The organism is Methylobacterium sp. WL69, assembly GCF_008039485.1.
Classification (GTDB): domain Bacteria; phylum Pseudomonadota; class Alphaproteobacteria; order Rhizobiales; family Beijerinckiaceae; genus Methylobacterium.
The window spans coordinates 1-19,565 of sequence record NZ_VRUZ01000037.1 but is presented as its reverse complement, the minus strand read 5'-3'; the positions used below and the strand labels follow the sequence as shown (position 1 = coordinate 19,565).

General features: G+C 66.6%; 19 protein-coding genes, 1 tRNA gene and 1 pseudogene. 4 read left to right on the top strand and 17 right to left on the bottom strand.

Going from position 1 to position 19,565, the window contains the following annotated elements:
- Positions 1–4 precede the first annotated feature (4 nt).
- Positions 5–532: a helix-turn-helix transcriptional regulator gene (locus FV218_RS12170; protein WP_187273037.1), complete on the bottom strand. Its 528-nt coding sequence runs from the start codon at positions 530–532 to the stop codon at positions 5–7.
- Positions 533–796: 264 nt separating this feature from the next.
- Positions 797–1,120, bottom strand: coding sequence for a hypothetical protein (locus FV218_RS12165; RefSeq protein ID WP_187273036.1), 324 nt, complete (start codon positions 1,118–1,120; stop codon positions 797–799).
- Between the two features lie 152 nt (positions 1,121–1,272).
- On the opposite strand from FV218_RS12165, the gene FV218_RS12160 reads away from it, so the two are divergent.
- Complete coding sequence (locus tag FV218_RS12160; RefSeq protein ID WP_147709899.1) at positions 1,273–2,646, top strand: hypothetical protein; 1,374 nt, start codon at positions 1,273–1,275, stop codon at positions 2,644–2,646.
- A gap of 1,361 nt (positions 2,647–4,007) precedes the next feature.
- The gene (locus FV218_RS23440) at positions 4,008–4,688 is read left to right on the top strand and encodes a lytic transglycosylase domain-containing protein (RefSeq protein WP_281407816.1); all 681 of its coding nucleotides are present in this window, start codon (positions 4,008–4,010) and stop codon (positions 4,686–4,688) included.
- A gap of 57 nt (positions 4,689–4,745) precedes the next feature.
- Here FV218_RS23440 and FV218_RS12150 read toward each other — a convergent pair whose 3' ends face one another.
- Positions 4,746–5,249, bottom strand: coding sequence for a hypothetical protein (locus FV218_RS12150; RefSeq protein WP_147709897.1), 504 nt, complete (start codon positions 5,247–5,249; stop codon positions 4,746–4,748).
- A 118-nt stretch (positions 5,250–5,367) separates the two neighbouring features.
- Between FV218_RS12150 and FV218_RS12145 the strand changes: the two genes are divergently transcribed.
- Positions 5,368–5,790: a hypothetical protein gene (locus tag FV218_RS12145; protein WP_147709896.1), complete on the top strand. Its 423-nt coding sequence runs from the start codon at positions 5,368–5,370 to the stop codon at positions 5,788–5,790.
- Between the two features lie 366 nt (positions 5,791–6,156).
- On the opposite strand, the gene FV218_RS12140 is transcribed toward FV218_RS12145, so the two are convergent.
- The 13 genes from FV218_RS12140 to xseA form a co-directional block, all read right to left on the bottom strand.
- Positions 6,157–6,233 (bottom strand) — tRNA-Met (locus FV218_RS12140).
- A gap of 110 nt (positions 6,234–6,343) precedes the next feature.
- Positions 6,344–7,585 (bottom strand): tryptophan synthase subunit beta, encoded by a 1,242-nt coding sequence (gene trpB, locus FV218_RS12135; protein WP_147709895.1) that lies wholly within the window; start codon positions 7,583–7,585, stop codon positions 6,344–6,346.
- A gap of 197 nt (positions 7,586–7,782) precedes the next feature.
- Positions 7,783–8,445: a phosphoribosylanthranilate isomerase gene (locus FV218_RS12130; protein WP_147709894.1), complete on the bottom strand. Its 663-nt coding sequence runs from the start codon at positions 8,443–8,445 to the stop codon at positions 7,783–7,785.
- Positions 8,446–8,452: 7 nt separating this feature from the next.
- A complete protein-coding gene (locus tag FV218_RS12125) occupies positions 8,453–8,827 on the bottom strand; it encodes a LapA family protein (RefSeq protein ID WP_056097096.1) in 375 nt (124 codons plus the stop codon).
- A gap of 34 nt (positions 8,828–8,861) precedes the next feature.
- Positions 8,862–9,182 carry an integration host factor subunit beta gene (ihfB, locus tag FV218_RS12120; RefSeq protein ID WP_056097099.1) on the bottom strand — a complete coding sequence of 107 codons (321 nt, stop codon included), beginning with the start codon at positions 9,180–9,182 and terminating at the stop codon, positions 8,862–8,864.
- Between the two features lie 31 nt (positions 9,183–9,213).
- On the bottom strand, positions 9,214–10,200 hold the full coding sequence (gene sppA, locus FV218_RS12115; RefSeq protein WP_056097102.1) for a signal peptide peptidase SppA: 987 nt from the start codon (positions 10,198–10,200) through the stop codon (positions 9,214–9,216).
- 380 nt (positions 10,201–10,580) lie between these two features.
- Positions 10,581–12,311 carry a 30S ribosomal protein S1 gene (gene rpsA, locus FV218_RS12110; protein WP_056097109.1) on the bottom strand — a complete coding sequence of 577 codons (1,731 nt, stop codon included), beginning with the start codon at positions 12,309–12,311 and terminating at the stop codon, positions 10,581–10,583.
- Positions 12,312–12,627: 316 nt separating this feature from the next.
- Positions 12,628–13,155 (bottom strand): hypothetical protein, encoded by a 528-nt coding sequence (locus FV218_RS12105; protein ID WP_246685090.1) that lies wholly within the window; start codon positions 13,153–13,155, stop codon positions 12,628–12,630.
- 225 nt (positions 13,156–13,380) lie between these two features.
- Positions 13,381–14,094, bottom strand: coding sequence for a DUF1013 domain-containing protein (locus FV218_RS12100; protein WP_147709893.1), 714 nt, complete (start codon positions 14,092–14,094; stop codon positions 13,381–13,383).
- 189 nt (positions 14,095–14,283) lie between these two features.
- Positions 14,284–15,228 (bottom strand): ribose-phosphate pyrophosphokinase, encoded by a 945-nt coding sequence (locus tag FV218_RS12095; protein ID WP_056097113.1) that lies wholly within the window; start codon positions 15,226–15,228, stop codon positions 14,284–14,286.
- Between the two features lie 163 nt (positions 15,229–15,391).
- Positions 15,392–15,619: a DUF4170 domain-containing protein gene (locus FV218_RS12090; RefSeq protein ID WP_056097114.1), complete on the bottom strand. Its 228-nt coding sequence runs from the start codon at positions 15,617–15,619 to the stop codon at positions 15,392–15,394.
- A gap of 29 nt (positions 15,620–15,648) precedes the next feature.
- Positions 15,649–15,783 (bottom strand): hypothetical protein, encoded by a 135-nt coding sequence (locus tag FV218_RS23435; protein ID WP_274533145.1) that lies wholly within the window; start codon positions 15,781–15,783, stop codon positions 15,649–15,651.
- Between the two features lie 24 nt (positions 15,784–15,807).
- The gene (xseA, locus tag FV218_RS12085) at positions 15,808–17,472 is read right to left on the bottom strand and encodes an exodeoxyribonuclease VII large subunit (RefSeq protein ID WP_147709892.1); all 1,665 of its coding nucleotides are present in this window, start codon (positions 17,470–17,472) and stop codon (positions 15,808–15,810) included.
- 425 nt (positions 17,473–17,897) lie between these two features.
- Between xseA and purD the strand changes: the two genes are divergently transcribed.
- Positions 17,898–19,181, top strand: a complete 1,284-nt coding sequence (purD, locus tag FV218_RS12080; protein WP_147709891.1) for a phosphoribosylamine--glycine ligase — start codon at positions 17,898–17,900, stop codon at positions 19,179–19,181.
- A gap of 261 nt (positions 19,182–19,442) precedes the next feature.
- On the opposite strand, the pseudogene FV218_RS23195 reads toward purD, so the two are convergent.
- Positions 19,443–19,565, bottom strand: a pseudogene (locus tag FV218_RS23195) (porin family protein); the annotation flags it as partial.

The window sequence follows — 19,565 nt, the reverse complement described above, 5'->3', positions numbered from 1 at the left end:
GGGCTCAGGGCAGGATGGCGACCCGGGTCAGCAGGGCGACGAGCTCGGCCTGCCGCCGGGTCTGCGTCTTGGTGAACACCGCCGACAACTGGGTGCGGAGCGTCGCGTTGCTGAGGCCCATCTTGACGGACGTTTCCGACAACGTCCGGCCCCCGGCGATCTCGATGGCCAGGCGTGCCTCGGCTGGCGTCAGGTCGAACAGCTTCTGCAGGACGCTCGGCGTCGGGCGCGGGCTGTACCGCAGGTCGACCAGGATGATGACCGTGTTCGGCGCGGACGATCCCGGCTCTCCGAGGGGGATCGTATGCAGGACCAGGGGCGCGCCGCACGCGCGCGGGACGGTCACCCAGGATTCGCCGCCGATCCGCAGGCCCTGGCCCGCCTGCGCCAGCAGCCGGCGCAGGGCGCGCCAGTTCTCGATCTGCGGCGGCATCCCGTGGGTTCCGAACCCCTGGTGCTCGCCGTCCTGCCGACCGAGAATGCCGGAGGCCGTGGTATTCAAATCGAACGGCGCCCCGCTTGCGTCGATCATGACGGCACCGCAGCTCATCCTGTCGAGCAATTGCAGCAGGGGATGGCCTGAACTCACGATGACACCACTGCGCTTCCGGAATGCTAAGCATTCCTAGGCAATATCGATTAATTTTTACAACTGCCCCCGAACTGAAATCGCTGCGCCATTCCCGGTGAAAATTGCGGAGACGCTGACGTGCGGACACGATCGATCCGATCACAGCGATCACTTTGCAGTGTAAGCGCCTGAATAACGTCAGGTCGGGGGTCGGAACCTTGCCCATCATGGGGCATCTGCCCAACCGGCCGGGATGCAGTCGCGAATCCAGTCTTCCGCCTCGCCGACGGACGCGAAGATCAGGCCTTCCGCTTCGAATGGGCCAAGCCCGAGCTGCAGGAACCAGCCGCCCTCCGCTTCGACCAGGAGCGCCGCCAGGCGATCGCGGACCCACATGAGATAGGCGCTCTCATGATGACGGCCGGAGGCGGCGCTGATCACTTGAGACGTCACGTGCGGCATGACAGCGGGGCGCCAATCGAGGAGGGCGGGCACGAGCGCCCAATCAAGAATCCACTCGTAGCGCCCAAGGCCTGCGGCGCGCATCATCCATTCGGATGATTAACCCTAATCTGCACAGGCACCGCACGGAATCGATCGAATCTAAACAAATTCTGAATCATCATCCAATTGGATGATGTGATGCTGCCGAGCACTGTGTAGCTAACAAATCGTTAAGGATCGAACGCCCGGCGAGACGGATGCGCAAATCCTTCGACACCAACGGCGGCGCAAGTCCGCTCATCGTCACTTGGGAGGGGGCGCGAGCCTCTACTCCGCACAGGGGTTCAGCCACCATGCACAAGCATCTTCTCGCTCTTTCCATGGGCGTTGCGACGCTCGCTATTTCGACCTCCGCCTACGCGAGAGATTCCTCCTCTTACACAGAGCAGGGTGGAAATTCTAACGAAGTTACCGTCACGCAGACGACCGGCAGTAACAATACGGTCGGCAAAGGAAATGGCACCTCAGCTACGGTTTACTTCCGGCAAGAGAATGGGGCCGGTAGCGGCTCAAACAAGCTTACGATCGAACAGAAGGGCTCGTACAACACCTTTGGTAGCAACGCTAAAGGTCGAGGACAGTCCTATCAATCTGGCACTGCCAATAATGCGACGATTGAGCAGAGTGGATTCAAAAGCAATGTAGATTTGCAGCAGCGTGGGTCAAACAACGGGAGTTTCGGCAGCAACGTTAAGCAGTCAGCCTCCTACAGCGACGTCAACGTTGTCGAGAACGGCAATCAGAACGGCTTCTATGTTGCGCAGAAGGGCGGCAGCTTTTTCGGAGGCAATGCGATCGCCATTACTCAGAATGGCGACAACAATTTCGCTCGGACCTCGCAAGACGGAACCTCTTTGAAGGCAAAATTTGAGCAAACCGGCTACAACAACAACGTCTTTTCTGGCAATGACTACGGAACCGGCCAAACTGGAACTGGTCACATTTTGGACGTGAAGCAGAATAATAACGTCTCGTACTTATCTGGTAGCGTTCTCTACAATACTCAATCCGGCCTAAATCAGTCAGCAACCGTGGATCAGCGCGGCGTTCAGAACAGTGTTACCAACACCCAGTCCGGATTTGAAAACAGCCTCATTGCTACCCAGAACGGCGGCAATTCTTATGGCGGATTTAACAACTCTATTACAAGCACGCAGAAAGGCCTGGGATTCAATTCCGCTGAATTGAATCAGTTTGGCGACAATAACGTCATCACGAGCACTCAGGATGGCTTGCTGCTTAAGGTCGACGCTTTGCAGAACGGCGCATCCAACAAGCTGACCAACAATCAAAGTGGGACCAGGAATGAGATGGTCTCGCGCCAGTATGGCACTGGAAATACGATTTCCAACACACAGTCGGATGGCGGGCTCTTCAGCTTCAATAAAGTCAACTACTACCAGAACGGCACAGGAAACGCGGCAACTGGCGTACAGTCTGACACCAGCAATCAGCTTTCGAGCATCCAGTACGGCAACTCAAACGTAGCTTCTATCACGCAGGCTACCTTCAACAACAGTTCCCTCGTGAGCCAGAACGGCACCGGCAACGTGGCGACGATCAAGCAGTAAGACAAACTTCACGCTGGCCGCATATTAGTGCGGCATCGTCACTCATCGGCTTCGGGGGTTCGCTCCGGAGCCGAACGTGTTTGAAAACGCCAACATATGAATGTTCAGGTATCTAGATCGATGCTGAAGAAGCGGATCGCACCTCCTCGCCGTCCTCGGCAACATCTTGGCCGGTTCGTTGGTAGAGCCGTGCTAGCTGCCCTGCTCAATGCCCCGGCAATCAGCTTCTCTCAGAATTCTGAGCAAAACTCCTTGGCGCCATTGCCGACAACAGCATTGAACGGACCGGATAAACCTCCGATTGCGACCTGTATGGATGATTGCATTCGTGACAACTCGGGTCGAGCAGTCGAATCATGTGCGCCTCGAATTGAGGATGAAGCACCAGGTGACTTCGAATGGCTGCTCAGGCCCTACGGAACGATTTTCCAGGAGGCCAGCCGGCCGGAGGCCAACTCATCCGTGATCCAGTACCGCGGCGACTCTATCCGCTTTCAGAACGCTCAGCGTGAATGGGTCCGCGTCTCTTATGCTTGTGGCTACGATGCTGCGCAGCAGGCCGTTGCGTATGTGCGAGTAAGGCCGGGGCGCCTTAATCAGCCGCAGAAGCCCCCTCCCAGTGCGGGGGTGGGAAGTGCCCAACAAGTCGCGCCAGCGACAGCTCCGCAAAATCCGGCCAAAATCAACACGGTTCAGGCAGCCTCTTCACCTGCTCAGCCAGCCGGCAGCACGAGCAGCAAGCTGAAGATCGGCGAGCCAAGTGACACGGAAGTCCGACAGGTCAGGCCCAAGCCTGGCTCAGTCCAATAAACTGTCCCGAAGCAGATTTTCCTCTACCCATCTGCTGAATCGAATCATTGCATTCATGCAACATTCCGAATGGAAATCGTAGACCTCGACCCGAGATGTGCATTTTCCACGCGTTCAGGTCAGAGCGAGTAGGCTAGCATTATCCTCAAGACGGTTTCGGATACGAGAACGACATCGAACCACCGCTTGGGGTCGGACTAAGTGTCTCTCACAGAACTCCCGCTGCGCTGTCGTGCTCAGGGCGAGAACTGGCGGTGATCGGGAGTTTTGTGAGGCACTCTAAGCGGCAGGCAAGGTGCATCAGTAGGTTTGCCGTGAGATACATGCGTGTGATCGCAGTGGCGTTCGGGATCATAATGGTCGCTGCTGCCGGCTATGCCGCCGAAGGAACGCTATCGGCTCTTGCGATGCGCTCGCCGGCAGCGGCCGCTGAAGCGGACTTGCTCCGGCAGCTTCAGGGGGAACGGACCACGGCACTAGGTTCGCAGTCACTGCGCGTCCAAGAGCCGATCGCGTTCACCACGCCGCCGCTCTTCGCGAAGATGGGCAGAATGTCCTCTGCGCTCCTGGAGTCCCTCACGGAGACCTCCGCCAATCAGCACGGCATCGGGATCGACTTCTTCAAACGCCTGATCCGACAGGAGAGCGGTTACAATCCCAACGCCGTCAGCCGGGCCGGCGCCCAGGGCATCGCCCAGTTCATGCCCGGAACGGCGGCGATGATGGGGCTCGACGATCCGTTCGATCCGGCCAAGGCCCTGCCGAAATCCGCCGAGCTCCTGGCCCTGCTGCACCGGCGCCTCGGCAATCAGGGCCTGGCGGCGGCGGCCTACAATGCCGGCGAGGCCCGGGTGCGGGCCTGGCTGTCGGGCCAAGGCGGGCTGCCCCTCGAGACCCGCAACTACGTCCGGGCGATCACTGGCCGGGACGCCCACGAATGGGCGCCGGCGGGCCTCGCCGCGGCCCTGATGCCCGGCCCGCTCGCGCCGAGCCGCGCCCCCGCCTTCACCGGCCTGTCGGCCCGCATCTCCCCGGAATGGGCCTTCGCCCTGACGATCCTTCCCCGCGCGAGCGGGCCGGCGCCCCTCGCCGCGGCCATCCCCGCCCGGAAGCCCGAGGCCGCCCAGGCGTCGGTGCGCGCGGAGCGGCGCGGCGCGCGTCCACCCTCCGGGGAGAGCAGCCTGTGCGAGAGCATGCGCAGCACGGGTTGTATCGTCGCGGCGGTGTACTGAAGCTGCGATCGGTTCGGCGAAGTCAGGTCGCGTTACGACAAGGGGTTGGAGACGGCCTTAGCGCTGGACCGCCCGCAGGACGTTGCCCTGCCCGACCTGGACGGCGGACATCTGATTGCCGAACCCCGATTGCAGCGCCACGATGGACTGGCCGGATCCGACCTGCTGCAGGGCCAGGCTGTTCTGAGCCCCCTGCATCGTGACCGCGATGCTGTTGGTGTCGCCATCCTGGAGGACCGTGGCACTGTGGCCGCTCCCCTCCTGCAGGAGGGTCAGACGGTTCAGGGAGCCGGTCTGCCGCACGTCGAGCCGATGGGGGTCGACGCCCTGCAACGGGTTCAGCGGACCCGCCAGGCCGGTGACGGACGTCTCCGTCGCGCCGGACTGCGGGGCCGGCGCCGGAACCATGGACGCGTCACCGGCGGGCAGCGCACGACGCGCCGACGGGACCGCGGCGATCTGGCCGACCCAGACGTCGCCCGCCCCGGCCGGGACAGCGCTCCCGAGCAGAAGGGTGATGCCGACGAGGTTACGACGGGCAGAGCGCGAAAAGGTTTGCATTGTCTCCGATCCGGACAGCGCCTAGACTCCGACGATTAAAGACGTCGCTCCCTTTCCGGCGGATTAAGTTCGGCTCGCGATTTGTCCCCATCCCGCATTCGGCGCATGTCCTGACGCGATGACTTTCACATCCCGCTCCCTCTGGCTCGCGGCCGCTGCCCTGGTGCTGCCCTACCCACACGCCTGGGGGCAGGGCGCCGGAAACGTCAACGAGTGCACGCTGATCCAGGACCCGACGGAGCTGCGCAACTGCATCCTGCGCTTCGAAGGGCAGCGCACGCCGTTGCCGACCACCCTGGAAAGCGGGACGGAGGCGAATGGTCAGCCCATTCCCGCTGGCGACGGCACCGCGCCGGCTACCGTCGCATCGCCCCCACCCCCGACAAAAGGCGAGAAGCGACACCCCCTCAAGCTCGCGTCGCCACCGATGAAACCAAGGTCTTCCGACCCTGGCGTGACGCCGAGCAAGGGCGATTCGAGGCGCCCATCGAGTACCGATAGCGTCTGGGTCGAGCAGATCCAGCTTCCCAAGGTCCGTTAGCCGCTGTAGGGCGCGAGAGCGTGGGATTGCAGGATCCCCAACGTTACGCCAGCGGGTGCGCACCGGCTTTGTGCGGACCTTCGACAGGGAAATCCGGATGCGGTGGAGGCGGCGCTTCTATGAAACCACCATGGCTATATGAACTCGCCCGCTCCGGTCGGATGCAACTGCAACAAGTGTGGCCTCAAAGGCGTGACGCCGGCCATGGCAGGATGGTCATGATCGCCGATCTGCGGCAGCTCGATATTCCGGAATTTGGACGAACCCTGCGAGATGAAGACCCGAATTTGCAGCCCCAGAACGAAGAAGCCCCGGATCAGCGATCCAGGGCTTCTCGGCTAAGTCAATCTGTTGACTTAGGAAACTTGGTAGCGAGGGAGAGATTTGAACTCCCGACACAAGGATTATGATTCCTCTGCTCTAACCAACTGAGCTACCCCGCCATGTCGTCGCCGCTGCGGATGGACCGGAGCAGCGGCGAGATCGGCGGAATAAGGAATCCGCCTTGCGGTGTCAACGGGATTTTGGCGGCCGCGGCACCCGAGCTCGTCACTCAGAGCTGCGTGCCGAGGATTTCGGCCACCTGCGGGATGTCCTTGTCGCCCCGGCCCGAGAGGTTGAGCACCATGAGGTGGTCGGCCGGCTTCGTAGGCGCGATCTCGAACACCTTGGCGAGGGCGTGGGCGGGCTCCAGGGCCGGGATGATGCCCTCTAGCAGGGAGCACAGCTTGAACGCCTCCAGGGTCTCCGCATCCGTCGCGGAGAGGTAGGTGACGCGCTTGGCCTCGTGCAGCCAAGCGTGCTCGGGGCCGATGCCCGGATAGTCGAGGCCCGCCGAGATGGAATGGGCGTCGGCGATTTGGCCGTCGCCGTCTTGGAGGAGGTAGGTGCGGTTGCCGTGGAGCACGCCGGGCTTGCCGCCCGACAGGGAGGCGGCATGCAACCCCGAGGCGATGCCGTGGCCGGCGGCCTCGACCCCGTAGATCTCGACGCTCGAATCGTCGAGGAACGGGTGGAACAGACCCATGGCGTTGGAGCCGCCGCCGATGCAGGCGATGAGCGAATCGGGCAGGCGCCCCTCCATCGCCAGCATCTGCTCCTTGGTCTCGCGACCGATGATCGACTGGAAGTCGCGTACCATGGCCGGGTACGGGTGCGGGCCGGCCACGGTGCCGATGCAGTAGAACGTGTCGGCGACGTTGGTGACCCAGTCGCGCAGGGCCTCGTTCATGGCGTCCTTGAGGGTCTTCGTCCCGGACTGGACCGGGATCACCTCGGCGCCGAGCATCTTCATGCGAAACACGTTGGGGGCCTGACGCGCCACGTCGACGGCGCCCATGTAGACCACGCACTTCAGGCCGAACCGGGCGCACAGGGTGGCGGTGGCGACACCGTGCTGGCCGGCGCCCGTCTCGGCGATGATGCGCGGCTTGCCCATGCGGCGCGCCAGCATGATCTGGCCGAGCACGTTGTTCACCTTGTGCGAGCCGGTGTGGTTCAGTTCCTCGCGCTTGAAGAACACCCGGGCGCCGTGGCCGGGGGCCGCCTTGGCGCGCAGGTGCTCGGTGAGGCGCTCGGCCTCGTAGAGCGGGCTCGGGCGGCCGACGTAGTGGGTCAGGTGGCTGTCCATCTCAGCCTGGAAGGCCGGGTCGGCCTTGGCGGCTTCGTAGGCCGCCTCCAGGTCGAGGATCAGCGGCATCAGGGTCTCGGCCACGAAGCGTCCGCCGAAGAGGCCGAAGCGCCCGCGGGCGTCCGGGCCGTTGCGGAACGAGTTCGGAGGGGGAGCGAGGGTCACGGGCGGCGTCCTTGGATGATCTGGCATGCGGCCTGGGGTTGGGCGGCCTGGGCAGATGCGGCGACGGGACGGTCCGCCCTGCGGGGCGGTCTCGGCCATGCCGTTCGCCTGCGGTGAGACAAGGGCCTGATCTAGACCCGCATGCGGGGGGCGACAATGCGGCCAACCCGCCGTTTCCCGAATTCGGGCGTCGGATGTCAGGCCGCCGCCACCGTACGGTTGGCCCGCGCTGCCGCGATGAAGGCGGCGATCCGGCTGGAATCCTTCTCTCCGGGGCGGCTCTCGACACCAGACGACACGTCGACGGCCCGCAGGCCCGTGCGGGCGAGGGCATCGCCGACGGTCTCCGGGGTGAGGCCACCCGACAGCATGGTGCCCTCCGGCAGATCCGCCCCGGCGAGAAGCGCCCAATCGAAGGCGTGGCCGTTACCGCCCGGCAGGGCCGCGCCGGGCGGCGCCTTGGCGTCGAGGAGGATGCGGTCGGCCGCGTGCGCGTAGGCCTGGATCGAGGCGAGGTCGGCCCGTGTCGCGATGCCGAGCGCCTTCAACACCGGACGCCCGATCAGGCGGCGGATGGCGGCGATGCGCTCCGGCGTTTCGCACCCGTGGAGCTGGACCCAGTCGGGGTCGGTGGCGGCGATCACCGATGCGAGGAGGGCGTCGTCGGGATCGACGAGGAGGACGACGCGCCCCGCCCTGCCCCGGGCCTGCTCCGACAGGAGTCCGGCCAAGGGAAGATCGACGTGGCGCGGGCTCTTCGGGAAATGCACGAAGCCGACGAGATCGGCCCCGGCGTCGAGGGCCGCCGCGAGGGTCGGCCCGGTGCTCAGTCCGCAGATCTTGACGGCGATGGCGGACATCGGTGTTTCAGCGCGGGGCCGGCAGGGCGACGCGGTCGGACGGACCGCGCGACAGGCCGTGAAGTCCGTCGCCCGTCGGATTCGGCACGGCGGTGCGCAGGCGGGCGGTCTCGCCCTCGAGGCGGCGGATTTCGCGGCGGCGCTCGGCGCTGGTGCGACGGGTGCCGGACTGGCCGAGCCAAGCGCCGCAGCCACCGAGCAGCACACCGGCGCCGACGGCGATAAACAGGATCGCGTAGAGCGGCAGGGTCACGCTGAAGACCGGAAGGTCGGGCGAGAACGGGTCGAACGACAGGCGCACCGCGTCCCGGTTCGCCACCGCCAGGGCGACGACGACGACCGCCACGGGGAGCAGGACCAAACCCTTGAAGAAGCGGATCATCGAAGCACTCCGATCGAATCTGTGGTCTCGCGGCTCACGAAGCGGCGGCGGTGGCGGTCTCTTCCGCACCGATGCCGGCTTCGTTGAGACGCAGGCGCATCTCCTTGCCGGTCTTGAACACCGGGATGGCCTTCTCGGAAACGGCAACGGCCGCACCCGTGCGCGGGTTGCGCCCGCGCCGCGCATCCCGCCGCTTCACCGAGAAGGCGCCAAAGCCCCGCAACTCGACCCGGTCGCCCCGGGCCAAAGCGTCCGCGATGGTGTCGAGGATCGCGTTGACCAGGGTCTCGACGTCGCGCTGGTAGAGATGGGGGTTCTGCTCGGCGATCCTGAGCACGAGCTCCGACTTGATCATGCTGCGGCCTTCACGACGTCATGAACAGGTTTCAGCGGGTAGCATCGGCGGGACCGGGCCGCCAGACGGCCAGGAGACCGCCCTGAGCCGCGTTCGCCGTCTCGTCGCCGACTTGGCGCAGGCGGACCGCGAGGCCGTCCAGACCCACGAGGTCGGCGCCGAGGCCGAGGGCCGACCAGAGCTGGAAATCGCTCTTGGCTTTCGGCTTCCAGTCGAGGACCGGCAGGTTCTTGGCGACGCCGCGCTCGGATTCGAGCCAAGCGATGGCCTGCCGCTCGCCGCCGACGCCGTCGATGAGCTTGAGGGGCACGCTCTGGCGGCCACTGAACACCCGCCCGTCGGAGACGGTGGCGAGCTCCTTGTCGGTCATCTTGCGGCGCTCGGAGACGAGGCCCTTGAACCAGGCATAGGTGTCGCCGACGACGGCGGCGAGGGCCGCGCGCGCCTCCGGCGAGGTCGGCGTGAAACCCGACGGCTCGGCCTTGAGGGGGGCGGATTTGACCGATTCGACCTTCACCCCGACCTTGTCGAGGAGGCCGGACAGGTCGGGATACTGGAACAGCACGCCGATGGAGCCGACGAGCGCCGTCTCGCGGGCGACGATGTGGTCGGCTGCGATGGCGGCGATGTAGGCACCCGACGCGGCGGTGCCGTCGACGAAGGCCACCATGGGCTTCTTCTCGGCGAGCGCCCTGAGGTTGCGATAGAGCTCTTCGGAGCCCGTAGTGGTACCGCCGGGCGACGAGATCGAGACCACGACACCCTGGACGGCACCGGCGTCGCGGACACGCTCGATGAGCTTGGTGGTAGCCTCGGCGCCGGCGATGAATCCGCCGATGGAGATCCGGGCGATCTGCGGTTTGACCGCCCCGAAGCCGAGGGGCTCGGTGCCGCTGCGGACCCGCAGACCCACGGCGCCGACGGCGAGAACGAGACCGCCGATTCCCACCACCCGCCACAGGGAGAGCTTGCGGCGCAGGCGCCGGCGATCGATCAGGAGTTCGGCGTCAGCGGCCATGCGATGGTTCGCTCCCTCGCGCACCGACCGTTCCCGGCCGTGATGGGTTGTCCGGGCTGCGCGCAGCCCGGCTTCACCGCGGTTCGCGGCGGTTCCCGAACCCTGTGCCACCCGTCGCCGGATGGCCTCAAGCCCTTGCCCCGCCTCACATCCTCGGCGTGGGTGTTCTAGCCTTGCCCGCCGGGGACCGGCAAGGGGGCACGAAGGGGGCAGGCCGGAAGAATTCCCAAGTCTTCGCATCGCAGCGCGACAGTCCTCTGGGGAATGCGGCACTGCAAGACGTGAAAACGCCCGCGTGGGGTGAGTCCCCGCGCGGGCGTTTTCAGTTCTGGCCCTCGGGATCCGTGAAGAATCCCGAGGTCGTTGCGTCGCGAGGATTGTTAGTCCTGGGCGTCGTCCTTGTCGTCGCTGGTGCGGGCCTTCTTGAAGGCCGCGCCCAGGATCTCGCCGAGCGAGGCACCGGAATCGGCGGAGCCGAACTGGGCCATCGCCTCCTTCTCCTCGGCCATTTCGAGGGCCTTGATGGAGAGCTGGACCCGGCGCGCCTTGCGGTCGAACTGGATCACGCGGGCGTCGAACTTCTCGCCGGCGGCGAAGCGCTCGGGGCGCTGGTCGCCACGGTCGCGGGCGAGCTCGGCCCGGCGGATGAAGGTGGTGAGGTCGGTGTCGACGATCTTCACGTCGACGCCCGAATCCTTCACTTCCGTCACTTCGCAGGTCACGATCTGACCCTTCTTGAGCTCGCCGGCCTCCGTGAAGGGGTCGCCGCCGAGCTGCTTCACGCCGAGCGAGATGCGCTCCTTCTCGACATCGACGTCGAGGACCTGGGCGCGCAGCATGTCGCCCTTCTTGAACTCCTCGATGACCTGCTCGCCGGGACGGTTCCAGTCGAGATCCGACAGGTGGACCATGCCGTCGACATCGCCGTCGAGACCGATGAACAGGCCGAACTCGGTCTTGTTCTTGACCTCGCCCTCGACCTCGGAGCCGACCGGATGCTGCTCGGCGAAGGCCTCCCAGGGGTTCTGGAGGGTCTGCTTGAGGCCGAGCGAGATGCGGCGCTTGACGGGATCGACCTCGAGGATCTGCACTTCCACTTCCTGCGAAGTGGAGACGATCTTGCCCGGGTGGACGTTCTTCTTCGTCCAGGACATCTCGGAGACGTGGATCAGGCCCTCGATCCCCGGCTCCAGCTCCACGAAGGCGCCGTAATCGGTGATGTTGGTGACACGGCCCTTGAGCTTGGCGTCGACGGGGTAGCGCTGGGCGATGCCCTCCCACGGATCGGCGAGCAGCTGCTTGATGCCGAGCGAGATGCGGTGGGTCTCGTGGTTGATCTTGATGATCTTGACCTTGACCGTCTGGCCGATGGTCACGACCTCGGACGGATGGTTCACGCGGCGCCACGCCATGTCGGTGACGTGGAGCAGGCCGTCGATGCCGCCGAGATCGACAAAGGCGCCGTACTCGGTGATGTTCTTGACGACGCCGTCGATGACCTGACCCTCTTCGAGGTTGGCCACGAGCTCGGAGCGCTGCTCGGCACGGCTCTCTTCGAGGACGGTGCGGCGCGACACGACGATGTTGCCGCGACGGCGATCCATCTTGAGGATCTGGAACGGCTGGGGCGTGCCGAGCAGGGGCGTGACGTCGCGCACGGGACGGATGTCGACCTGGGAGCGCGGCAGGAACGCCACGGCGCCGTCGAGGTCGACGGTGTAGCCGCCCTTAACCTGGTTGAAGATCGCGCCGGTGACCCGCTCGTTGGCCTCGAAGGCCTTCTCGAGCTTGACCCAGCTCTCTTCGCGGCGCGCCTTGTCGCGCGAGATGACGGCCTCGCCGAGCGCATTCTCGATGCGGTCGACATAAACCTCGACCTCGTCGCCGACGGCGAGATCGCCTTCGCGGCCCGGGCCGTTGAATTCCTTGAGGGCGACACGGCCTTCCGTCTTGGCGCCGATGTCGATGACGGCCACGTCCTTCTCGATCGCGACGACGCGACCCTTGACGACGGAGCCTTCGGTGATCTCGTGCTCGAGGAAGCTTTCCTCGAGGAGAGCCGCGAAATCGTCGCGGCTCGGGTTACGCTGCAGGGCGCTACCAGCGGTCATTCTGTCTCCTGACAGGCCTCATCGGAGGCCGGCGTCGGCGGTTCGTGTGACGGGGCACCCTCGGCGATCGCCGCCCGCGATCCCTTGAGGACCGGACGGGCTCACCCCCCTGGGGAGGGCCGACGCATTCTGAAACAATGGTCGAGGGCCATTCCCCAATGGGCCGAAGCGGTGCGAAAACACGCCCGCGCCTCGTCGATTCCAATCGGAGAACGGCGGTTGCATACCGGATCGCGCCGCTCACGGCAAGACTGAGCGTCCGCAAGATCGGGCATCCGCAAGGCCGAGCGTCCGTCCCGAAGGAGGGTGGCGACGCTCACGTCGGGGCCCGGCCCGGCCGGCGCGTGTTGCGCAGCCAGACGGCGGAGGCCACGGCCAGGGGTTCGAGGGGCAGCATCACCGGTCCGTGCCGCTTGCCGAGCAGTTCGATGCCGGTGAAGCGCACCTCGCGGATGGTGAGCCAGGCTCCGAACGGAAAGGTGGCGTCTGTCCCTTCCAGGGGGCCGAAGCAGTCCTCGAACGCGAGGGGATCGACCATGATCTGGTCGTAGCGCGACAGGTGGTCCGCCATGGAGACCTTGGAGCGGAACAGCACCCGATCCCGGTGGAACGAGGAGAAGCACGGCTCGAATTCGGTCAGGGTCACCCAGAGCTTGCCGCCGATGCGCAGGTAGGGTGGATTCGGGCCGGCGGCCCCGAAGTTCGCCGGGCTCCACCCCGCATCCGCCATCAGGGACTCGGCCAGGGTCAACGGTTCGGAGGCAATGGCATCGGCAGCCGGTCCGGCGTCGTCCGAAGACAGATCGAAACCCGGGATATCGCGCGGATCGGGCGCGGTTCCCATCTCCTGTCCGGTGCCCTGCGCGGTCATCGTATGCCCTGAAAATCCGCCCTCGCCCATCGCGGGGAGGCAATATTGCGCATTTTTTCAAGGTTGGCGACCGCGGATCGAGGGCGATCTTTCACTATCGTGCCGTTCGGCGGCGTCGGAAGGGTAGAAGCGGCAGGGATCGAAACAGAAGATCCGCGCCGAAGCTCCGGCGCGGATCGGGGCGGCCGAGGGAGAGACTCAATCCTCGTCGTCGTCCTCGTCGGTGTTGCGCATGCCCTTGAGCTTGGCGAAGACTGAATCGGCGTTGAGCTTCTCGTCGCGCACGGAGCGGTGATGCTCGTCGGTCTCGGTGTAGTCCGTGGCCGTGGAGACCTCCGTCGGCAGGAGGGTGGCGCCGCCATCGGCGGGAAGCGCGGCGGGCCGGTCCTTGGCCGAGCGCTGGACCTCGAAGTCCAGGTCGATCTGCGTGCAAAGGCCGAGCGTCACCGGGTCCATGGGCTGGAGCGAGGCCGAGTTCCAGTGGGTGCGCTCGCGGATCTGCTGAATCGTCGACTTGGTGGTGCCGACGAGCCGGATGACCTGCGCATCCTTGAGCTCGGGGTGATTGCGCAGGAGCCAGAGGATGGCGTTGGGCCGATCCTGGCGGCGCGACAGCGGGGTGTAGCGCGGGCCCTTCGTGGTCCGCTTGACCTCGGGCAGCTTCACCTTCGAAACGGCGACCTTGAGCTTGTAGTTCGGCACCTTCTGGGCGCGCTCGATCTCGTCGCGGGTGAGCTGGCCCGTGGTGATCGGGTCCAGGCCCTTGATCCCGGCCGCGACCTCGCCGTCGGCAATGCCTTTCACTTCCAGGGGGTGCAGCTTGCAGAACTCGGCGATCTGCTCGAAGGCCAGCGAGGTGTTCTCCACCAGCCAGACGGCGGTGGCCTTCGGCATCAACGGGCCTTGGGTCATCGGGCAACTCCAACGGTTGGGGCGGGACGGGCGTCGGGGCGCCGCCGACGTGGCGCCGCTCGCTCCGGCCTGGGACTGGCCGGCAGCATCCCGTCTCAACGCTGCAATAGGGGAGTTGCGTCTATACAGGCTGCGGAGGGGAATGCGCAATTGCGATCACTCGCCTGGCGCCCCTCCCCGCCCGGTCTTTCAGGTGAACAGGCTCGACACGCTCGATTCGGTCGCCGTCCGGCCTATGGCCTCGCCCAGCAGCGGCGCGATGGTGGCCACCCGGATGTTGCGGGCGAGCTTGACGGCCTGCGTCGGCTGGATCGAGTCGGTGATGACCAGCTCCTTCATCCGCGAGGCGGCGATGCGCGAGACCGCGCCACCCGAGAGTACCCCGTGGGTGATGTAGGCCGAGACGTCCTTGGCGCCGGCATTGAGCAGGGCTTCGGCCGCGTTCACCAGGGTGCCGCCGGAATCGACGATGTCGTCGACGAGGATGCAGGAGCGGCCCTCGACCTCGCCGATGATGTTCATCACCTCCGATTCGCCGGGGCGCTCGCGGCGCTTGTCGACGATGGCGAGCGTCGCGTCGATGCGCTTGGCGATGGCGCGGGCGCGCACAACGCCGCCCACATCCGGCGAGACCACCATCCAGTCCTTGGGGTCGAGCCGTTCCTTGATGTCGCGCACCTTCACGGGGGCGGCGAACAGGTTGTCGGTGGGGATGTCGAAGAAGCCCTGGATCTGGCCGGCGTGGAGATCGAGGGTCATCACCCGGTCGGCGCCGGCCTCGGTGATGAGGTTGGCAACCAGCTTGGCCGAGATCGGGGTCCGGCCGGACGTGCGCCGATCCTGCCTCGCATAGCCGAAATACGGGATCACGGCGGTGATGCGCCGGGCCGACGAGCGCCGGGCCGCGTCGATCATGATGAGCAGTTCCATCAGGTGATCGTTGGCGGGAAACGAGGTCGACTGCACGATGAAGACATCCTCGCCGCGGACGTTCTCCTGCAGTTCGACGAAGATTTCCATGTCGGCGAAGCGCCGGACCATGCACTTGGCCAGCGGCAGTTCGAGATAGGCCGCGATGGCCTCGGCCAGGGGGCGGCTGGCATTGCCGGCAATGATCTTGATCGAGGATTTCATGCCGAGGCCTTCATCTCGCGATCCTTCGCCCACCGAGCCCGTTGAACCAGGGTCACAAACCAAATTGTTGAAATCGGGAGCCGTTTGCTGGCGCGGTCCATACCAGTCGACGGGGGGGCGTCACAATGCCTTCACGCACTCTGCCCCCCACGCCCTGCACAGATCAGGGCTCGAGCAGGCGGTGCAGGTGCACGATGAAGTAGCGCGTCTGGGCGCTGTCGACCGTGGATTGCGCCTTCGATTTCCAGGCGATCTGAGCCGAGGCGTAGTCAGGAAAGATGCCGACGATGTCGAGGCCCTTCACGTCGCGAAAATTCACGCCGTCGAGGCTCTCTAGTTCGCCGCCGAAGACGAGGTGGAGCTTCTGGGGGCTGTCGATCGTCGTGGTCATCGCGGCTCCTTCGCGTCTGGCGACCTGCCTCAGGCATGGGCCGTGCCGCGGTTCGCAAACGCCGCCCGGTTCGTCAACCCACGGGCGGGCATGAGCTCACGGGCGTCCATGACCTCACGGGCGTCCATGACCTCGCGGGTGTGCATGTCCCCGTGGGTGTCCATGGCCGTGTCGCGCCGACGGGCGCCTCATCCCTCGAACAGGGAACCCTGGACGACGGGCTTTACTGCGGGCTTGGCCGCGGGCTTTCGCGGCGCACGCTTGGCGCGCGCCGGGGGCTGAGCGCCCTCCCCGCCGCCCGGCGCGGCGTCGGCGGTCTCGGCCCGTGCCGCCAGGGTGCCGTCGGCGAATTCGAGGGTGAAGCGCCCGGCCCCCGAGGCGGCGGCCATGGAGCGGAGGGCCGCGCCGGACCCATCGCGGACCAGGGCGAAGCCGCGTGCCAGCACGGCACGGTAGCTCAGAGAGCCGAGAAGGCTCGTCAGGGTCGCGAGGCGGTCGCGGCGGCGCTCGGTCAGACGGGCCCCGGCACGGTCCAGGCGATCGCGGAGGGCGACGAGGCGGTCACGCCCCCTCGCCTGCTCCGCACCCGCCCGTGCCAGGGTGGCATCCCGGGCGACGACGAGCCGGCGGCCGAGATAGACCAGGGACTCGGCTTTGCGGGTGGTGCCGTGGCGCAAGGCCGCGCCGGGCCGGTCCCCGAGGCGGGCGAGGCGCCCGCGTGCCGTCGCCAGGGCCAGGGTCGGCGGATGGCGCACGAAGCGCTCCACGAGGCGCGAGACCCGGAGACGGTGGACCCGGGCGTTGCCGGCGAGCGCTGGCCCCAGGCGGGCCTCGGCCAGATCCAGGCGCTGGCGCTTGCCCGCCAGGAAGGCATCGACGCCCGGCATCGCCCTGACAAGGGCGCGCAGGTCGCTGCCCTCCCGATCGAGCTTGCGCTCCACGGCCTCGCGCTGGCGCCGGCCGAGGTCGGCGACTTCGGAGAGAAGGTCGGCGCGGACCGGCACCGCCATCTCGGCGGCCCCCGTGGGGGTGGGGGCCCGGCGGTCGGAGACGAAATCGATGAGGGTGGTGTCGGTCTCGTGGCCCACCGCCGAGATCAAGGGAATCGTCGAAGCGGCGGCGGCGCGCACCACTGCCTCCTCGTTGAAGGTCCACAGGTCCTCGATGGAGCCGCCGCCGCGCGCCACGATGAGCAGGTCGGGGCGCGGGATCGCGCCGCCGGGGGGCAGCGCGTCGAAACCCCGGATGGCGGCGGCGATCTCGTCGGCCGCCCCCTCCCCCTGGACTCGGACGGGCCAGACCAGGACGGGCCTGGGAAACCGGGCGGCGAGGCGGTGGAGGATGTCGCGGATGACGGCGCCCGTGGGCGAGGTCACGATGCCGATCACGCGCGGCAGGTAGGGGATCGGACGCTTGCGCTCGGGCGCGAACAGACCTTCGGCGGCGAGTACGCGCTTGCGCTCCTCCAGCAGCGCCATCCAGGCGCCGATGCCGGCGGGCTCCAGGGTCTCGATGACGATCTGGTACGAGGATTTTCCGGGGAACGTCGTGATCCGGCCGGTTGCGACGACCTCCAGACCCTCCTGCGGCTTCTGACGCAGGCGCGCGAAGGTGCCTTTCCACACCACGGCGTCGATGCGGGCGGTCCCGTCCTTGAGGGAGAAGTAGGCGTGGCCCGATCCGTGCTGACCGCGAAAACCCGAGATCTCGCCGCGCAGACGGACATGCCCGAACGCGTCTTCCAACGTCCGCTTCAAGGCGGAGGCGAGGTCGCCGACGGACCATTCGGGAACGTTCGACACCGGCACGGAGCCGGTCTTCATAGTGGCGGAAGGCGGAGGAGGTACGGCCATGGCGCCGGACGCTAGTGCCGGGCGCCGGGGAGGTAAAGGGCGCGCGGTGAACCGGCCCTACAGCAGGACCGACAGGAGCAGCGCGACGCAAAATGTCGGAAGCGCACCGACCGCCACCGCCCAATACCAAGCTGGTGCGTGGTGCGGTCGGGCATTGTCGTTGCTGGCCCGCATCGGCACGCGCCCGCGGACGACGTACTTCGCGGCGCCGATACCCCGAAGCCCGGGGGAGGCCGCCGAATACGAAACGGATTTGCGACAGCCTGGCATGATCCCGTTGTAACGCGTTGACTGGCGATTTGTTCCCGGGGGTTCGGCATGACACGCACCCCAGCTTCGCGTGGTGCGGCCGTCCCGTGCAAAGCCGGTCGCTGCACCGGATTATGCCTTTTCAAGACCGGTGTTTTGGGGAAGAGCTTGAGCCCATGAACATCCTCCTCATCGGCTCCGGGGGGCGCGAGCATGCCCTCGCCTACGCGCTGACCAAGAGCCCGCTCTGCGACCGCCTGTTTTCCGCGCCGGGCAACCCCGGGACGGCGGCCTTCGGCGAGAATCGGCCGGACCTCCACGTGGCCGACCCTGCGGCGGTCTGTGAGTTCTGCACCGTCCATGCCATCGGCCTCGTGGTGATCGGGCCGGAGGTGCCCCTGGTGGCCGGGCTCGTCGACGAACTCACGGCGACGGGTATCCGCGCGTTCGGGCCGACGAAGGCCGCAGCGCGGCTCGAAGGCTCGAAGGGCTTCACCAAGGACCTGTGCGCCGAGTACGGCATCCCCACCGCCGCCTTTGCGCGCTTCACCGAACTCGCACCGGCCCTGGCCTACCTTGAGGAGCGCGGCGCGCCCATCGTGGTGAAGGCCGACGGCCTGGCCGCCGGCAAGGGCGTGGTGGTGGCCGAGACCCTCGATCAGGCGCGGGCCGCCGTGCGGGCCATGTTGGACGAGCCCGGCGCCGAGATCGTCATCGAGGAATGCCTGTTCGGCGAGGAGGCGAGCTTCTTCGCCCTGTGCGACGGCACCCGCGCGGTGCCCGTGGGCACGGCCCAGGACCACAAGCGCGTGTTCGACGGGGATCGCGGTCCCAACACCGGCGGCATGGGAGCGTATTCGCCGGCCACCATCCTGACCCCGGCCCTGGAGCGGACGGTGATGGAAACCATCATCGCTCCGACGCTCGCCGGCATGCGCGCGCGGGGCACGCCCTTCACCGGCATCCTCTATGCCGGCCTCATGCTCACGGCAGACGGTCCCAAGCTCATCGAATACAACACCCGCTTCGGCGATCCGGAGGCTCAGGTGTTGATGCCGCGTCTGGTCGGCGACCTCGTCCCGGCCCTCATCGCGGCCTGCGACGGCGACGTGTCCGGGGTCGAGATACCGTTCGACGAGGGCCGCGCGGCGCTCACCGTGGTGATGGCGGCGGCGGGCTATCCCAGCGCGGTGATGCGCGGCTCGGTGATCCGGGGCGTCGCCGAGGCGGCCGCCGACGCCGACGTGATCGTGTTCCAGGCCGGCACCCGCGCCGAGAACGGGCAGTTGCTCGCCGATGGCGGCCGGGTGCTCACGGTGACGGCGCTCGGCGCCAGCATGATGGAGGCCCAGGCCCGGGCCTACGCCGCCATCGCCCGGATCGACTGGCCGGAGGGCTTCTGCCGCCGGGACATCGGTCGGCGCGCCGTGGCCCGGGAGGTCGCCGGCGGGGGCATCTAGAGCCGCGCCCGATTCAGCCAATTTCGGGACGGCACGATCTTTCCAGCCAATCGGCGGATGGGCCGAGCGCCGCCGGCCGCGCCCTTGGAATGGCGAACGGGTACGCGGCTTCCGAGTGAGGGGCTTGTTCCGAACGAGCGGCTTGGCGCCCTCCAGACGTGGCGACACCCCGAGGATGTCTCCTCGGGGTGCGCTTCGACGAAAGCGGCCAGGTGATCGGGGCTGGGGACGCTCAGGCCGAACCTAAAAGCCCCGCAGGTCCTAGTACGAGCCGAACTTGTAGTTCAGGCCGGCGCGGACGACGGCGAACTCGGTGTCGCGGACCTGACGGCCACCGCTGGCCAGGACGACGCCCGGGCTGTTGGTGAAGATGGTCGCGCCGGC

Bases quoted from the DNA above. Each gene is read 5' to 3' on its own strand.
- FV218_RS12165 (WP_187273036.1), bottom strand. From the start codon at position 1,120: ATGATGCGCGCCGCAGGCCTTGGGCGCTACGAGTGGATTCTTGATTGG.
- rpsA (WP_056097109.1), bottom strand. From the start codon at position 12,311: ATGACCGCTGGTAGCGCCCTGCAGCGTAACCCGAGCCGCGACGATTTC.
- xseA (WP_147709892.1), bottom strand. From the start codon at position 17,472: ATGGCCGTACCTCCTCCGCCTTCCGCCACTATGAAGACCGGCTCCGTG.
- FV218_RS12160 (WP_147709899.1), top strand. From the start codon at position 1,273: ATGCGCAAATCCTTCGACACCAACGGCGGCGCAAGTCCGCTCATCGTC.
- ihfB (WP_056097099.1), bottom strand. From the start codon at position 9,182: ATGATCAAGTCGGAGCTCGTGCTCAGGATCGCCGAGCAGAACCCCCAT.
- FV218_RS12090 (WP_056097114.1), bottom strand. From the start codon at position 15,619: ATGACCACGACGATCGACAGCCCCCAGAAGCTCCACCTCGTCTTCGGC.
- FV218_RS12130 (WP_147709894.1), bottom strand. From the start codon at position 8,445: ATGTCCGCCATCGCCGTCAAGATCTGCGGACTGAGCACCGGGCCGACC.
- FV218_RS12145 (WP_147709896.1), top strand. From the start codon at position 5,368: ATGACTTTCACATCCCGCTCCCTCTGGCTCGCGGCCGCTGCCCTGGTG.
- FV218_RS12105 (WP_246685090.1), bottom strand. From the start codon at position 13,155: ATGGGAACCGCGCCCGATCCGCGCGATATCCCGGGTTTCGATCTGTCT.
- sppA (WP_056097102.1), bottom strand. From the start codon at position 10,200: ATGGCCGCTGACGCCGAACTCCTGATCGATCGCCGGCGCCTGCGCCGC.
- FV218_RS23435 (WP_274533145.1), bottom strand. From the start codon at position 15,783: ATGGACACCCACGGGGACATGCACACCCGCGAGGTCATGGACGCCCGT.
- FV218_RS12170 (WP_187273037.1), bottom strand. From the start codon at position 532: ATGATCGACGCAAGCGGGGCGCCGTTCGATTTGAATACCACGGCCTCC.
- FV218_RS12095 (WP_056097113.1), bottom strand. From the start codon at position 15,228: ATGAAATCCTCGATCAAGATCATTGCCGGCAATGCCAGCCGCCCCCTG.
- FV218_RS12150 (WP_147709897.1), bottom strand. From the start codon at position 5,249: ATGCAAACCTTTTCGCGCTCTGCCCGTCGTAACCTCGTCGGCATCACC.
- FV218_RS23440 (WP_281407816.1), top strand. From the start codon at position 4,008: ATGTCCTCTGCGCTCCTGGAGTCCCTCACGGAGACCTCCGCCAATCAG.
- FV218_RS12100 (WP_147709893.1), bottom strand. From the start codon at position 14,094: ATGACCCAAGGCCCGTTGATGCCGAAGGCCACCGCCGTCTGGCTGGTG.
- purD (WP_147709891.1), top strand. From the start codon at position 17,898: ATGAACATCCTCCTCATCGGCTCCGGGGGGCGCGAGCATGCCCTCGCC.
- FV218_RS12125 (WP_056097096.1), bottom strand. From the start codon at position 8,827: ATGATCCGCTTCTTCAAGGGTTTGGTCCTGCTCCCCGTGGCGGTCGTC.